Origin of the sequence: Bacteroides eggerthii (assembly GCF_025146565.1) — a bacterium.
In the GTDB taxonomy this organism is placed as follows: domain Bacteria; phylum Bacteroidota; class Bacteroidia; order Bacteroidales; family Bacteroidaceae; genus Bacteroides; species Bacteroides eggerthii.
The window spans coordinates 3818192-3834173 of the sequence record NZ_CP102258.1; the positions used below are offsets into that span (position 1 = coordinate 3818192).

The 15982-nt window shown below is 46.1% G+C and carries 12 protein-coding genes and 1 tRNA gene; 7 read left to right on the forward strand and 6 right to left on the reverse strand.

All coding sequences use genetic code 11. The features are described 5' to 3' along the window. Nucleotides 1-57: 57 nt before the first annotated feature. The 3 genes from NQ546_RS15795 to NQ546_RS15805 form a co-directional block, all read right to left on the reverse strand. On the reverse strand, nt 58-1161 hold the full coding sequence (locus NQ546_RS15795; protein WP_004288816.1) for a fimbrial protein: 1104 nt from the start codon (nt 1159-1161) through the stop codon (nt 58-60). A gap of 129 nt (nt 1162-1290) precedes the next feature. Next, entirely contained in the window at nt 1291-2655 is a 1365-nt protein-coding gene (locus NQ546_RS15800; RefSeq protein WP_239463468.1) for a hypothetical protein, read from the reverse strand. Nucleotides 2656-2674: 19 nt separating this feature from the next. Then, entirely contained in the window at nt 2675-3256 is a 582-nt protein-coding gene (locus NQ546_RS15805) for a DUF3575 domain-containing protein (protein WP_004288814.1), read from the reverse strand. 298 nt (nt 3257-3554) lie between these two features. Here NQ546_RS15805 and NQ546_RS15810 point away from each other — a divergent pair, with 298 nt between their 5' ends. Next, nucleotides 3555-4448: a helix-turn-helix domain-containing protein gene (locus NQ546_RS15810; RefSeq protein ID WP_004288813.1), complete on the forward strand. Its 894-nt coding sequence runs from the start codon at nt 3555-3557 to the stop codon at nt 4446-4448. Between the two features lie 313 nt (nt 4449-4761). On the opposite strand, the gene NQ546_RS15815 is transcribed toward NQ546_RS15810, so the two are convergent. The 3 genes from NQ546_RS15815 to NQ546_RS15825 all read right to left on the reverse strand — a co-directional run bounded on the left by NQ546_RS15815 (nt 4762) and on the right by NQ546_RS15825 (nt 8844). Continuing rightward, nucleotides 4762-5931 (reverse strand): ATP-binding protein, encoded by a 1170-nt coding sequence (locus NQ546_RS15815; RefSeq protein ID WP_039952966.1) that lies wholly within the window; start codon nt 5929-5931, stop codon nt 4762-4764. Nucleotides 5932-6065: 134 nt separating this feature from the next. Further along, nucleotides 6066-7340: a tyrosine-type recombinase/integrase gene (locus NQ546_RS15820; RefSeq protein ID WP_004288810.1), complete on the reverse strand. Its 1275-nt coding sequence runs from the start codon at nt 7338-7340 to the stop codon at nt 6066-6068. A gap of 187 nt (nt 7341-7527) precedes the next feature. After that, nucleotides 7528-8844, reverse strand: a complete 1317-nt coding sequence (locus tag NQ546_RS15825) for an ATP-binding protein (RefSeq protein ID WP_004288808.1) — start codon at nt 8842-8844, stop codon at nt 7528-7530. Nucleotides 8845-9116: 272 nt separating this feature from the next. On the opposite strand from NQ546_RS15825, the gene sppA reads away from it, so the two are divergent. The 6 genes from sppA (at nt 9117) to NQ546_RS15855 (ending at nt 15833) form a co-directional block, all read left to right on the forward strand. Next, nucleotides 9117-10883, forward strand: coding sequence for a signal peptide peptidase SppA (sppA, locus tag NQ546_RS15830; RefSeq protein WP_004288807.1), 1767 nt, complete (start codon nt 9117-9119; stop codon nt 10881-10883). 6 nt (nt 10884-10889) lie between these two features. Beyond that, nucleotides 10890-11990 carry a tetraacyldisaccharide 4'-kinase gene (lpxK, locus tag NQ546_RS15835; RefSeq protein WP_004288806.1) on the forward strand — a complete coding sequence of 367 codons (1101 nt, stop codon included), beginning with the start codon at nt 10890-10892 and terminating at the stop codon, nt 11988-11990. Next, nucleotides 11947-12756 (forward strand): purine-nucleoside phosphorylase, encoded by an 810-nt coding sequence (locus tag NQ546_RS15840; protein ID WP_004288805.1) that lies wholly within the window; start codon nt 11947-11949, stop codon nt 12754-12756. Before lpxK ends, NQ546_RS15840 begins: the two co-directional genes overlap by 44 nt. Before the next feature lie 42 nt (nt 12757-12798). Further along, nucleotides 12799-13857 carry a thiamine-phosphate kinase gene (gene thiL / locus NQ546_RS15845; protein ID WP_004288804.1) on the forward strand — a complete coding sequence of 353 codons (1059 nt, stop codon included), beginning with the start codon at nt 12799-12801 and terminating at the stop codon, nt 13855-13857. 192 nt (nt 13858-14049) lie between these two features. Further along, nucleotides 14050-14125 (forward strand) — tRNA-Phe (locus tag NQ546_RS15850). 472 nt (nt 14126-14597) lie between these two features. Beyond that, nucleotides 14598-15833 (forward strand): site-specific integrase, encoded by a 1236-nt coding sequence (locus NQ546_RS15855; protein WP_004288802.1) that lies wholly within the window; start codon nt 14598-14600, stop codon nt 15831-15833. Nucleotides 15834-15982: the final 149 nt, after the last annotated feature.

Sequence of the window (15982 nt, forward strand, 5' to 3'; positions counted from 1 at the left end):
GCGTCCCGCCTTTCTGCACATTCTTGTTAGAGATAAAAATAACTTCTACGGATATTTTTAGTTAAACTCTTTGTCGACGGGTTGGGTAACCCATTGAGCAGCAGTCACAGTCACTTCTATGGAAGAAGAGACAACAGGTTCTTCCGGATCGGTAGTACCACCGCCGCCACCGGCTGCTACATCGCCATTCAGGGTAACAGTCACTGTATAGGACTTGCCCGGTTCGATGGTGTGGCGTGCATCGGTGTTTGTAAACAGAATGGGATAGAAGATAGGAGAAGAAGTACCGCCCACAGTCTTTGTTGACTTGATGGCAAGGATGGTGGGTTGAGTCGTACCGTCGTTGCCGAAAGTGTAGAAGTGGTTGAAAACAGTGCTACCTGCATTGATTGTGAAATCACCCGGACTCACTGCATCGGACAGAGCCGTAGATGTTGTTACACCCGAATCAAAGGCACCAGTATATTGGTTAAATCCTGTATAGAATTCGTTTTGGGTAACCTTTTCTGCGGCACTTCCGAAGAAGCGTCCCTTCTTACCTGCAAACAGCAATACAGCTGCGTCGTCTGTAATCGTAATAGTACCACCGGTCATATTCTTACGATTATCCTTAACAATAAGCTGTATTTTTGCCGCTACGAAGCTTAAGGATACAGTAACCTGAGCGTTAGTACCACCGTTAAATTTAACTTCACTCTCTCCCGACATCCAAAGGTTGGTTTTCGTCTGAGTTGAAGCATTATCAGTATTATCCATCAGGCTACCTGTCACCGCCAACAAGTCGGTTTCCGTCTTAACGGTTGCAAAAAGGCCGCCAGCCAGTGCGCCCGTATTGGCCACCACATACGCTTTCTTTGCGGCAGTAGTACCAGTTGTGATTGTAGCAGCTGCATTGGAACTACCCTCATAAGGAGCACAGTCCAAAGCGCCACCTTCGCGGAACAGGAACACAAGATAGTTATTAATCACAGCATCTTCTGTATCGGTAGCCGGTCCCGCAGCTCTTGATTGCGCCTGATTATCTCCATCGCCTTTAAGCTTGATGGTAAGTACCGCCTGCTCGCCCGGAACATTGTTTCCTAAATTCTCTACTTCATCGTTAGTGCACGAGAACATCGTGAAGGCTGCAAGAGCCACTGCTAAAAATTTAATCTTCTTCATTGTTTTTTAATCTTAAAAATTAGTAGTTAAATGATTATTGTTATTGTATATAATACCTATTGAAAACTCTTTTTATCCTGTCTTTCTATTCTGCCGGAACCTGTTCCGCTTCGGAAAACCTGTCTTGCTTTATCTGCTTCTATTCAGCAGTTCTTCCAGTTGTTTCAGGTTCTCGGCAGCTTGGGGGTCACCGGCGGCCACCGCCTTTTGGAACAAGGTGCGGGCCTTTTCCGTATCGCCGTTCATCATGTGGCACACGCCCCGCAGGTTGTCCGCCCGGAAGTGGGTGTTGCCTTGAAGCGTGTGCAACGCTTGGGCGTACTGTTCGGCTTGCAGCAGGTCGATGGCTTTGTTGAGCGACAGGAGTTCGGGATCGGGCTGCGCCTCGTAGAACACCTTGATGTATCCCGCGTTGCGGAGCTTCGGGAAGAAGTGCTGCTTCATATAGTGATAGGGCTTGCCCCCGTTGAGCTTCATGAGAAGTCCCAAGCGACCCACTTTCTTCTTGGCATCCCACACCGGAGCGGTGTCGATGATGTGCAGCACCTGCTGCCGGGAGTCCATGTCGCTGTCTGCAACGAGCCTGCGCAGAAATCTCCACGACTCTTGGTCGTTTTTCACCTCGAAATAGGAAGGTGAGAGCCGGGTGCGGCTCGTGATGTAATCCACCAACACCTGCGCCCGGTTGGCGGCAATGCGGGCGTTCAGCTCGGCAGAACCGTCGGGCGAGGCCGAACCTACTACCAATATCTTGGCGATACGGGAGTTTTTGTCTTCGGCTATCTTGTCGAGAACGGAGAGCAGATGTTCCAGATTGGCGCGGTTGTTCTCGAACTCCGGAACCACCCGTACGCTACCCACAGGGAAGTAGACCACCAGAGTGGCTTCGTCTTTATAACGGTCGATGTCCTCCTTTGTGCCCACGCTGCCTGTCCACACACCCAAGAACTTGTTTTCCTGCGCCAGTTGCTCCACAACGGGTATCACAGGCTCCGACCGGGGCACTACGGGAACAAACAGCTCGGCAGGGGTGGCAAGCATCGCATTGTCCAGCAACCGCAGGGACTGCAATGTCTCTTTGCTGCAACAGCCCTCGCTCTGCGCTTCCAAATGGAGGGAGGCGCCTTCCATCCAGTCGTTGTAGGGGAGCGTATAGGTGTAGAGCAGTTCTTCGCCTGCCTTGTTGTAGACAGGAGCAACCGCCTGCGTCTTTTTCATGCCGCCCTCGCGCCACTCCACTATCTGCGCCCGGCGGCTGCCGTAGTTCAACTTCGGAAGGCATGCTTCCTGCCCGCCCTTGCCACGCAACAACGGGGTAACTTTCAACACATAATCTCTGCCCAGCCCGCCTACATTCAGCCTGAACGAAACGCGCACGCAGTCTTCACTGCGAACCATCTTTACATCGTCCGCCGATAAACGCACCTGCTCCTTAGCCGACAGGCCAACCGCCTGCATCAGCAGCAAGCCACATAATAGCACACTACACTTCATATCTTTATTTCTTCTTTCGTTACTTTATAATATAGATAAGGGAAACGGCAGCCTTAGTAGGGCCGAAATAGTTCTTATTCCCACTGCCCAGCTTGTCACCGCACGTCTTGCACTCGAAACGGTCGTAGCTGAAATGCACATAGCCCAGTCCGAGGGTAGCTTCCAAATTCCAGCGCTTGCCCAGCACCCAACTGTAACCGTAGCCCACTCCTGCTCCCGCCAGCCAGCCCTGATAGCGCTTACTGCCCAATCCCGACGCGGAGGGCTTTATGCCGAAAGGAAGCATACCGCCGTAGTTGTATTCGCCTCCAAACAAGTGGGCTTCCCAGAAATGTCCGGCGAAACGGCTGCATGTCCAATAACGAACTCCGGGCTGAAGCATCCAGAGCTTCATTTTCTTATTATCAGAAAAAGTCCACGCATTATAGTTGCCGGACACCTCCAACGTCCAGCGAGGAGACAACCCATATTCTACTCCCAAGTTTATCGTAGAAGTTGCATCGTACAACAGATTACTCTTCACCGCAAACTCTTGAGCCGAAGCCGTTCCGGATAAGAGCGCAAACAAGGTAATCATGAAAATCGTCACTTTTTTTAGCATAGTCTCTTATTTTATTATTCGTTGTATTTCAACTATTTATTTACGTTAATTTCCCTTTCTCGGCTTTCACATTTTTCATCTGTCTGAATAACACAGATGAGATACATATATAGTATTGATAATTAATGATTTACGCAGATAAAAAGATTCAATGTTTTTTCACTGTACCATTTCTTTCTATTATAGATGTGGATAATACGCTATGTATGAATGACATAAGGCACAGCTTTTCTGAAACATAAACTGAAACATTGGGCATGAAATGCCTGAATTAATAACTTTAAATTGAGTATACAAAATGGAACTGAACTACATTAAAGAGCACACATCGTGTGTAAACTACAAGACAGAAGAGTACAGCGGCTTTTCATTAGGACAAGCCCTGACAGGAGAAAATTTCGACAATCAGGAGCAGGAGATAAAAGCCAACCACCTGATATTTATATTGTCTGGAGAGGTCGAAATTACCAAAGATGAAAATGAAAAAGCAAGGGTGCATGCAAATGAATTTGTGTTTATCCCTATCTCGTCCCACTATGTCGGAAAGGTTATCCTTCCGGGAAGATACATCAACCTTACTTTTTTCCATAACAACATTTCCTTATGTGATAAACACATGTTAAGCAGCTATTTAAAAGAAGAATCAGATGTACCTTTGTACTTCGAGGCACTCCCCATAAAGGAGCCGTTGAACTTGTTTCTTGGTCTGCTGGAAACTTATCTTCAGGCAGGTGTGAGTTGCAAACATCTGCATGAAATTAAAGAACGGGAACTGTTCATTATCTTTAGGACAACCTATACAAAAAGAGAAATGATCAGACTGTTCCATCCCATAATGGGAAAGGAGTTTGACTTCAAAATAGCGGTATTGCAACACAAAGACCAAGTGTACAGCAAAAAGGAACTGGCGCAGTTATTGGGAATGAGCAACTCCGACTTGCAACGAAAGTTCATACAGGAATTTGGAGAACCTGTTTCTGTCTGGTTACAGAAACAAAAAAACCAGAAAATACTGTCAAGGTTAAGTTATGATTCAATTTCTATCAAAGAAATTGCGCATGAGTTTGGCTTCTTGTCAGCATCCAGTTTTAATAAGTATTGCAAATGCAATTTTGGTTACAATCCCACTGAATTAAAAAAACAGATAAAAGAAAGACGAATAGAATCATCTGTTTTTCAATGTATTAAATAATAGGTAAAGCGATTGGTTTATTTGGACAACTAATTTATTTTGAATAGTCCATATCTTTGCAGCATCAAAAAAAGCAACATTCTACGAGTATATGAACTCACTGAATAGTACGTTTTTTTTGATGCTCTTTTTATTTTTTCATCTGTGTTATTCAGACAGATGAAATTCCACCTCCCTGAACTACTGCAAAAACGCAACAGGAAAACGCAATCCGCTCACGTAGAAAACAGCCGTCCCCTGTAATATCTCTGCCCGTTCTTGGCATCTCTCTTTTATCTTCTCGCATAAGCGCGTCACTTCGTACAAAGATATACTAATAATTCATTCCGAAATTCCAAAGTGGAATAATATTTCCATATCCGGTCTCAATATCATCTTTTATAACATATCCCTCTTGTGCTTTGGCAATCTGCTGTTGTCCTTTGCTCTTTCCGCCAATTTCGAATGTCCGCTCTCCAATTTGAAAATCAGAGACTTTGGAATATATAATATCCTGTTTCACCCGCATCTGGTTATAAAAGAATGTTTCGCGTATATTACCGATATTAGAATTCTCTCCCCCTAATATATAAATAAGGTTGGTATTATCCAGGTATATTTTTTCCACTTTACCCAGACCTCTGATCCCTCCGGTTGCATCCCGGACTTGTGCTATCATACCGGCTTTCTCTATATAGAGCAAATAGTCGCTCAAGTAATTGCGGCTTACTCCTATAATATCAGCAAGCTTTTGCATGACAGGTTTAAATGGAACACTTTTTGAAATAATCATCAATAACTGTTTCAGCTTTCGTCCTGTCGACACATTCATATTTGCGTATTGGGGTATGTCATTCTCCATAGTCTGATTGATTACTTGATTCAACTCTATTTCAAAAGTGACATCTTTGCCGAATGGATAATAGCCATATTGGAGATATTTGGAAAATAATGGAAGTGGATGCGCTATCCCCGGAATCTCAACTTTATGTTCCAATATCTCTTCCAAGGTGTAGACCGGTACATGAATTTGGTGGAACATGCTTAAATATTCCCTGAAAGACAGTCCTTGCATTTCATAGATTGGCGCACGTCTGCTCAAGTCTGCCGTTCCTTTATAAATATCCAGAATAGAGGAGCCTGTGAAAAGTATTTGCATATCCGGATAAGAATCGAATATCTGCTTCAATTCACGAGACCAATTAGGGTATTTGTGTATTTCGTCAATGAATAAATGTCTGCCACCCTGTTTATTGAACTTGTCTGCTAAGTCAATCAGGGAATTATCGGCAAAATACATATTATCTGCTGAAACATACAATGTCTCTTTCGGATTCAAGCTCTGCTTGATATGTTGCAGGAACATGGTGGTTTTGCCTACTCCGCGTGGCCCTACAAGTCCGAGCATATGGCTATCCCAGTTTATTTCAGCATACTTATACCGGATGAAATCGGTACTTGTCGCTTTAAGGAGCTTATTGAAATTCTCGTATAGTCTATCCATGATTAGCATATATTTATATGCAAATATACATTAATTGCACAACAAAAGTGCAGAAAACTGCAAAATTCTGCACTTTTATAGTGCAATCTGTGGAGCAAATCAAATAAAACGGATTATGCTTTCATCTGTGTTGCTCAGACAGATGAAATTCCACCTCCTTTTTTTATGCAATTGCCTACTGCCGCGGCAACGCTTTCATTAACCCTGTTCACAGCATCAACGGGAAACGACGCCAAATAGATCTGTGTCGTTTTCTCGGACGTATGCCCCAGCCCTTCGCTGATGAGGGAAATCGGTATTCCCTCATTCTTTGCTATGGTGGCCCAAGAATGGCGGGCCACATAGGTGGTGAGCGGAAGGTCTATGTGCAACAGTCTCCCAAGCTGCTTGAGGTAACGGTTTATCATCCCCAAAGCATAGCGATACTGCGTATAAACGGATCTTGAAGAACCGGAGTCGATATAAGGAAAAATATACGGGCTGTCCGTCCGGTATTTTTCGATAATCTTTTGCAAATCAGGCAACAGCCCCACCTGCAACCGTTGCCCGGTTTTGCTGCGTGCATAAAAGATCGTATCCTTTACCACCCAATCATTCCTAAGATGAATGACATCCACAAACGACATGCCGCGACAATAGAAACTGAACATAAACAAATCCCGCGCCTGCTCCAACCGGGGATGCCGCCTGAGATTGACCGAAGCAATGAGTGCTATTTCCTCCTTGCTCAAAGCCCGTTTCACCGTCTCCCGCCTGCGAATGTCCAAATCGGCAAACGGATTGTCCTTGCCAACCTTCACCCCCTGCTTGCGTGCCTTGTTGCAAATCGCCCTGAAATTGCTGAGGTACATGTGGACAGTGTTCTCCGCAACCCCTCGCGCACGCAAATAGTGCATGTAGTCCGTAATGAAAACATAGTCCACATCCTTGAACTTTATCTTCCGCGGACTGCAAAAACGCAACAGAGAACGCAACCCGCTCATATAAGCATCTGCTGTTCCCAGCTTCCCTTCCTCTCTCAAAGAGTCTATATATTGCAAAATGAACTTTTCCACATACTGGTCGTGCCGTTCCTTGTGATGTCTCTGCATCAGACGCTCCAAACCAAACCCCGGCTCCGTCCTCTCCAAAAAAAGAAAAGACTTCACAATCCCCTCCTTCTCCTCCATAATAAGACGATTGATGCTGCCGGGATCTCTACGCTTCAAAATCCCCTCCGGAGAATACACCACCCGTTCCCCATCCACCCGATAGTTGGACCGATGAACCTGCCTGCCCAACGAATATTCCTTCTTCTTGCGACAATACAGCACACGAATCGCAAGAGAGTAAATTTCATCACCACTTGCCTTACAAGGATTTAATATAACATGAATACTCAATTTCTTCTTTTTGTTTCGCAGGTCCATTTACCGATTACACATTCTACTTCTCCGTAAAAGTACACATTTTGAACTTAAACATAGAATTTGTTATAAAAATAATAGATGAAAAATCGACTTATCAACAAACCGCAAATCATATTTGTTTAAATACCAAATCTTTATCCGGCAAATATATAACATCATAAATCAAACCCCGAAAAGACGGATGCTGTTACATTTCCATATCGTCCAAAGACAGCCCTTTTTGTATCAAACTGTATTTTGAGAACTCCTTGGGCAAGTTTGCCATTTTCTGCGCCAAGAGTGTGTAATTTATCTTATCCGGATTACGCTTGACTTCTGCAACCAAACCTTTTTTCTCAAAATCATTCAGAGCTATCAAGTCTATCTCGTTCTCCCCCTTACTATCCCAATAGTTACCCACAAGGGTCACATTGGTGGTTTCGGCTACCCTGTCCCTGAAATACTTCTCCAACATTCCACCGCTGTATTGCACATAGTGACTTTTAATATATGTATTCAATTCAGCATATTTCTCCAATTCGATAGCAGACTGATGAGGATAGATGAAACGGAACCAGAAATTCAGGAAATTATCTGCAATGTACCAACGCAGGTTTCTCGTACCCGGCTTGGACAACAACGGAAGTCTGCGCTGAATCAACGAATAACCTTCACTGAGATTATTGAGATAGGGGCCGCTGTTTTTTCCGATAATGCCGTCTATCTCTCCTTGCCGGGTATACCCCGACGCAATGAGCTGCAAGATAGAAAAATAAGTGCTATAATCACGTCCGAATTCTTGTACCAGCATATCCCGCCCTTCAGTCAGCAAAGGGGAGTCGGGCTGCGTCACAAAATCTATCATCGTCTCCAAAGTCACCGCCCCGGCATCCATCAACAAAGTGACATATTTAGCCACTCCGCCTGTCAGCGTGTACAGGCACAGCAAATCATCCGGAGTGTAGGCAGGATTATAATCACGTAAAATCTCTATGAGCACAGACGTCTTAAACGGTTTCAACACAAATTTAGACGTCAACCGTCCGAACAAAGGTTCTTTGTGGTCCTCAAAAATGTGCTTCATCAAAGAATAGATAGAACCGCAAACAATGAAGTTGATTTTCGCCAAAGGTGAATACCGATCCCACATATTCTGTATATCACTAAAGATAGACGGATTCACACGATCAAAATCCTGAAATTCATCAATGATAAGTGTGAAGTGCTCACTTGCCGCATGCTGCATCAACAGCTCGAACAAGTCCCGGAACCGGGTAGGCGTGCCATAGATAGGAATGGAAAGCGTGTCCGTTATCTCTCTTTTAAAAGCATCGCACAACAATACTTCACTGGTACGCGAAACAAACAGGTAAATGTATTTTTTCCCTTCGAGCGCCTTTCTCAGCAAAGTAGTTTTTCCTACACGCCTACGCCCCATTATAGCTGTAAAGCAAGCGGTTGAACGTGACCTTTCTTCCGTCTGACGGATTAATTTCATCTCATCTTCCCTGTTGTAGAACTTCATAATTACCTTTGTTTTATCATTAATTAAACAGCGGTTAATTTAATGGCGGTTAAATTAATCGCCATTAAATTAATGCAAAGATAATCATTTTTTCCACTCTCTTATCCGATTTATTGAAATTATGCCGCAGAACAGGAATTAACAATGCAGCAAATATTTAGGGCATATCATGTGACAAAAACGAAAAACCTTGCGACAGATAGGGAAAATATCAACCTAATTATTTATCTTTGTTAGCTTAAAAAAGTTAGCATACCAAAAACAATAAGACAATGAAAGATTTCTTGAAATTTACGCTCGCCACCGTAACGGGAATTATCGTATCGAGCGTCGTTCTGTTTTTCATCAGTATTCTCGTAGTTTTCAGTATGGTATCCTCCTCGGAGTCGGAAACGCAAGTGCGCAAGAACTCCGTTATGATGCTGGATCTGAACGGTACACTGGCCGAACGCAGTCAGGAAAACCCGTTAGACATCCTCATGAAAGACGATTATAAGACTTATGGTCTGGATGATGTTCTCTCTTCTATCAGGAAAGCCAAAGAAAACGAAAACATCAAAGGCATTTATATTCAGGCCAATTCTCTGAGCGCAGGCTACGCCTCCCTTGAAGAAATTCGCCACGCACTGAAAGACTTCAAGGAATCGGGCAAATTCATCGTAGCCTACGGCGACTCCTACACACAAAGCCTCTACTACCTGTCCAGCATAGCGGACAAAGTGATGCTGAACCCGCAAGGTATGCTCGAATGGCGGGGATTGGCAGCCAACCCGATGTTCTTCAAAGACCTGCTGGAAAAGATCGGCGTGGAAATGCAAGTGTTCAAAGTGGGTACATACAAATCGGCAGTTGAACCATTCATCGCTACCGAAATGAGCCCTGCCAACCGCGAGCAGGTGAACGTCTACCTGTCGTCCGTTTGGGGACAGATTACGGGCGACATTGCCGAATCGCGCAACCTCTCCGTAGAAGCCCTGAACAAAGAGGCCGACCGCATGCTGATGTTCTATCCCGCAGAGGAGAGCGTGAAAAACGGATTGGTAGACACCCTGATCTATAAAAACGATGTACGCGACTACCTGAAAACCCTTGTAGGCATCGACAAGGACGACGACATGCCGGTGCTGGGCATTCAGGACATGGTAAACGTGAAAAAGAACGTACCCAAAGACAAGAGCGGAAACGTGATTGCCGTATATTATGCATACGGTGAAATTGACGGCGGTTCGTCGGCTTCTACCGAAGAGGGCATCAACTCCGAAAAGGTTATCAGAGACCTGCGCAAGTTGAAAGATGATGAAAATGTGAAAGCCGTAGTGCTGCGCGTCAACTCCCCGGGTGGAAGCGCCTACGGTTCCGAACAGATATGGTATGCCGTAGAACAACTGAAGAAAGAGAAACCGGTAATCGTGTCCATGGGCGACTATGCAGCATCCGGCGGCTACTACATTGCCTGCAATGCCGACACCATCGTTGCCGAACCCACCACTCTGACCGGCTCTATCGGCATCTTTGGCATGATGCCCAACGCCAAAGGACTGACAGAGAAACTCGGCCTGAACTTCGACGTCGTAAAAACCAACCCTTATGCCGACTTCGGCAACCTCACCCGACCGATGAACGACGGTGAAAAAGGACTGATGCAAATGTACGTCAACAACGGCTACAAACTCTTCCTGACCCGCTGCTCCGATGGACGCGGCATCAGCATGGAAGAGCTTGACAAAATTGCACAAGGCCGGGTGTGGACAGGGAGTACCGCCAAAGAGCTGGGCTTGGTGGACGAACTGGGCGGTCTGGACAAGGCTCTGGAAATCGCCGTTGCCAAAGCTGGCGTGGATGCCTATACCGTAATGAACTATCCCAAAAAAGAGGGCTTCTTGGAGAGCCTGATGAATACGAATCCCGGAAATTACATCAAGGCTCGCATGCTGAACGGAAAAATAAGCGATGTATATCGTCAGTTCGGCATCATCGAAAACTTCGACAAGATAGACCGTATACAGGCACGTGTGCCGTTTGAACTGAACATACAATAATTCTAAATGAGAGATGCATCCGTAAAAATACATCATTGGCTATATCCCCTCTCCTGGCTCTACGGGATAGGGGTGTGCTTGCGAAACAAACTCTTTGACTGGGGCTGGCTCCGGTCGAAGAGTTTTGACATTCCTGTGATATGTGTGGGCAACCTTGCCGTAGGCGGAACAGGAAAGACACCGCATACGGAATATCTGATAAGATTATTGCAGAACGAAGGCATAAACGTGGCTGCATTGAGCCGCGGCTACAAACGGAAAAGCAAGGGTTACATACTGGCAACCGCCGAAAGCAGCGCAGGGAAGATCGGTGACGAACCGTATCAGATAAAAAGCAAATTCCCGGACATACGGGTAGCAGTGGATGAAGACCGCTGTCATGGCATCGAACAATTGCTGAAACTGAAGAACCCCGCTGTGGATGCTGTGCTACTGGATGATGCCTTCCAACACCGTCGTGTGAAAGCAGGTCTGAACATTCTGCTGACAGACTTCCACCGACTGCTATGCGATGATGTCCTGCTCCCTGCAGGAAGACTTCGCGAACCCGCCGGAGGGAAGAACCGCGCACAAATAGTCATCGTCACGAAGTGTCCGGACAATATCAAGCCGATAGATTTCAATATCATCACCAAACGGCTGCATCTATATCCGTACCAGCAACTGTATTTCTCCAAATTCCGCTACGGATCGTTGATACCGCTATTCCCGGAGATAGGGAAAGGGACTGTTTGTACCGGCAACGAACAAGTGCTTCTCGTTACGGGCATCGCCTCTCCCGCCCCATTGGTGGAAGAAGTGAAATCGCATACTCCAAACGTCAGCCTGCTGGCTTTCGGCGACCACCACGACTTCAGCACGAAAGACCTGCAATTCATCGAAGAACGGTTCTTACAGCTGGAAAAAGACAAAAGGATGATTATCACAACAGAAAAGGATGCCACCCGGCTGAAAAATCACCCGGCCCTGAGCGAAACACTGAAACCGTATATATACGTGCTTCCTATCAAGATAGAGCTTTTGCAAAATCAACAATATATATTTAACCAAAACATTATTGGCTATGTTAGAACGTATTCAAGAAACCGCAGCTTATCTGAAAGGTAAGATGCACACACATCCTGAGACGGCAATTATCCTCGGAACCGGACTTGGCAGCCTGGCAGGCGAGATCACCGAGAAGTACGAAATAAAATATGAGGATATCCCCAACTTCCCCGTATCTACGGTAGAGGGGCACAGCGGCAAACTGATTTTCGGCAAGCTGGGCAACAAGGATATTCTGGCGATGCAGGGCCGCTTCCACTTCTACGAAGGCTATTCCATGAAAGAAGTTACATTCCCGGTACGTGTGATGCGCGAACTGGGCATTAAAACCTTGTTCGTGTCCAACGCCAGCGGCGGTACAAATCCGGACTTCGAAATTGGCGACCTGATGATCATCACCGACCACATCAACTACTTCCCCGAACATCCGCTGCGGGGCAAGAATATCCCATACGGCCCGCGCTTCCCGGACATGAGTGAAGCATACAACAAAGAACTGATTCGCAAAGCAGATGCGATTGCAGCCGAAAAAGGGATTAAAGTTCAGCATGGAGTGTACATCGGCACGCAAGGCCCCACGTTTGAAACTCCGGCGGAATACAAGCTGTTCCGTATTCTGGGAGCAGATGCGGTAGGTATGTCCACCGTCCCCGAAGTTATCGTTGCCAATCATTGCGGCATCAAAGTGTTTGGAGTATCAGTCATCACCGACCTCGGCGTGGAAGGCAAAATCGTAGAAGTATCCCACGAAGAAGTGCAGAAAGCCGCAGATGCCGCACAGCCGAAGATGACAGAAATCATGAGAGAGTTGATTAACAGAGCGTAAACGCCCCCGGCTCCCCTAAAGGGGTTAAAACAAGATATCTGAATGAGAACAGAAATAGCAACCCTCGGTGAATTCGGCCTTATCCGCCACCTCACCGAAGGTATCGAACTAAAGAATAAATCCAGTCAATACGGCGTAGGCGATGATGCCGCCGTCCTCTCCTACCCTGCGGACAAAGAGGTGCTGGTCACCACTGATCTACTGTTGGAAGGCATACACTTCGACCTGACATACGTACCCCTCAAACACTTGGGATACAAATCGGCCGTAGTCAACTTCTCCGACATCTACGCCATGAACGGAACTCCCCGTCAAATCACCGTTTCCCTGGGCTTATCCAAGCGCTTCAGCGTAGAGGAAATGGAAGAATTGTATGCCGGCATACGCCTTGCCTGTGAGGAATATGGGGTGGATATTGTAGGCGGCGATACGTCTTCCTCCTATACGGGACTCACCATCAGTATCACCTGCATCGGTGAAGGCGAAAAGGGCAAAGTGGTTTATCGCAACGGCGCCAAAGACACCGACCTTATCTGCGTCTCCGGCGATCTGGGCGCCGCCTACATGGGACTGCAATTGCTGGAACGTGAAAAGAGCGTGCTCAAAGGCGGCGACAAAGATCTGCAACCCGATTTTGCTGGCAAAGAGTATCTGTTGGAACGGCAACTGAAACCGGAAGCCCGCCGTGACATCATCCGGAAATTGGCAAAAGAAGGTGTGCAGCCCACCGCCATGATGGACATCTCCGACGGCCTGTCTTCCGAATTGCTGCATATCTGCACGCAAAGCAAAGCAGGCTGCCGCATCTACGAGGAGCATATCCCCATCGACTACCAGACAGCCGTTATGGCAGAGGAGTTCAATATGAACCTAACGACCTGCGCCCTCAACGGCGGCGAGGATTATGAGCTTTTGTTCACCGTCCCCATTGCCGACCACGAGAAAGTGTCCGAAATGGAAGGCATCAAGCTGATAGGCCATATCACGAAACCGGAGTTGGGCTGTGCCCTAATCACCCGCGACGGTCAGGAATTTGAACTGAAAGCACAAGGCTGGAACCCACTGAAAGAGGACTCTTCCACTCCCGAAGAAACGGAATAGGCCGAAACTCCCGGACGAAAGCAGAAAGGAAAAAGCTGAAAAGCCGGATGCTTATCAACTTTTTTGTATTTTCTATAAAAATATAGGCACTGATAATTAGCCACATAGCCAATTATCAGTGTTTTTTATTTCCTAACCTCTTGCATAGTCCAAAACTTTCACTACCTTTGCAACCGCAAAAGAGATAGAAATGGTGCCATAGCTCAGTTGGTAGAGCAAAGGACTGAAAATCCTTGTGTCCCCGGTTCGATTCCTGGTGGCACCACCAAAGAAAGTACATAAATGCTTTTCACACATGAAAACCCTTGAATTAGAGATAGTTCAAGGGTTCTTTTTTTACCCTCACTACGCATTCCGCTACATATTTGTGAAGTTGGATTTTGCCAATTCAGTGGCTTTTTTTAAGGCTTTTGAAAAAGCCATAAATATGCACCATACTTCATTGTTTTTCAGCTGTTTGACAATTCCAATCTCCGGTGTGAAAAAGTAATTTTGCACACATGACCGGATGAAGTCGAAAAAGTGAAAGAAATTTAAAAATTCGGTATTTCCCATCAGGATAAAAAAAAGGAATCGAACCCGGGATACAAAAGGCAATTCGAACCTGAGAAAAATGGGATTTTTATGGCTTTTCCACAAGTCCCTCAAAAAAGCCACCGAATTTAACATTTCGCTCCACGTCCTCATGCCATCCGGTTTTGACGAAACAATTGAATGTAACACCTCAAAAAACAAAAGTGATGAAACAAGGAACAATGAACATTCTGTTTTTCGTGCTTAAAACGAAATTGTTGAAAAACGGTGAGGCACCGGTATTGATGCGGATAACCATCAATGGAGACTATGACGATGTACGTATCCAAAGAAGCGTACCCCTGAACTTATGGAACGCCGCCAAAGGATGCAGTAAAGGCAGGGACAGGGCATCAGTGGCACTGAACGCCTATATTGCCGAACTGCACGCACGCGCCTTGGAAAAACACAAGGAACTGGTATTGGAACAGGCCCTGATTACCCCAAAACTGATTCTTAAACGTGTTTTCGGGAAAGACACCGAAATGCGTACACTGCTCGGCACCATGAGGGAAGGCATCAAGGAAATGGAAACATTGGCGGGTATAGACTACTCTCCCGTCACGATCAACCGGTATAAGAACGTGGTGAAGAAATTACAGCTGCTCATCCCCTCTTATTATGGAAAGGAGGATGTCACTTTCCATGAGCTGACACCGGAGTTCATCCGTGCGTTTGACATTTACCTGAAAACGGAGGCGGGACTGTGCCGGAACACGATAGTCCGTTATATGAAATGCTTCAAGAAATTTACCAATATGGCATTGGCAAAGGAATGGATGCGCAAGAATCCCTTTTACGGTTACAAGATGGAGCAGGACGAGACCGATCCGGTATTCCTGACCTACGACGAGTTGCAGACCGTAATGAAAAAGAAATTCACCATTCCACGGCTTGAACTGGTCAGGGATGTCTTTGTCTTTGCGTGCTTCACCGGTCTGGCATTCTCCGATGTTGCCAGTCTGAACAAAGAGAATCTGGTACAGGACAATCTCGGAGACTGGTGGATAAGAAAAGGAAGGGTCAAATTGGAACACCGTAGGAAGGCCTCTTCCATCAGCAATATTCCATTGCTGCCCGTACCCCTGGCCATATTGGAGAAATACAAGGAACATCCGACCTGCATTAAGAAAGGATGCTGTTTGCCCGTCATGTGCAACCAGAAGATGAACAGCTATCTCAAGGAAATAGCCGATTTCTGCAGCATTAAGAAGAATCTGACCACGCACGTTGCCCGTCACACTTTCGGGACTACGGTCACGCTTGCCAACAATGTGCCTCTTCAAGATGTTTCCGTCATGCTCGGCCATGCCTCCACACGTATGACACAGCATTATGCACGGGTCATGAACAGCAGCCTGAAAGAAGCAATGAACAGCGTGAAGGAGCGTCTTGCACAATAAGTATATAAATTCAGTCATTAAGCCGTCCCCCTAGGGATGGCTTTTTTTGTAATCTATAATTCACAATATCCTGCCGTCCTTTCAATTTCTTACCTGCAAATATAGCCATTTGTCGGGTTGATTGCGCAAGGCGGCCCCTTTCAGGGGCT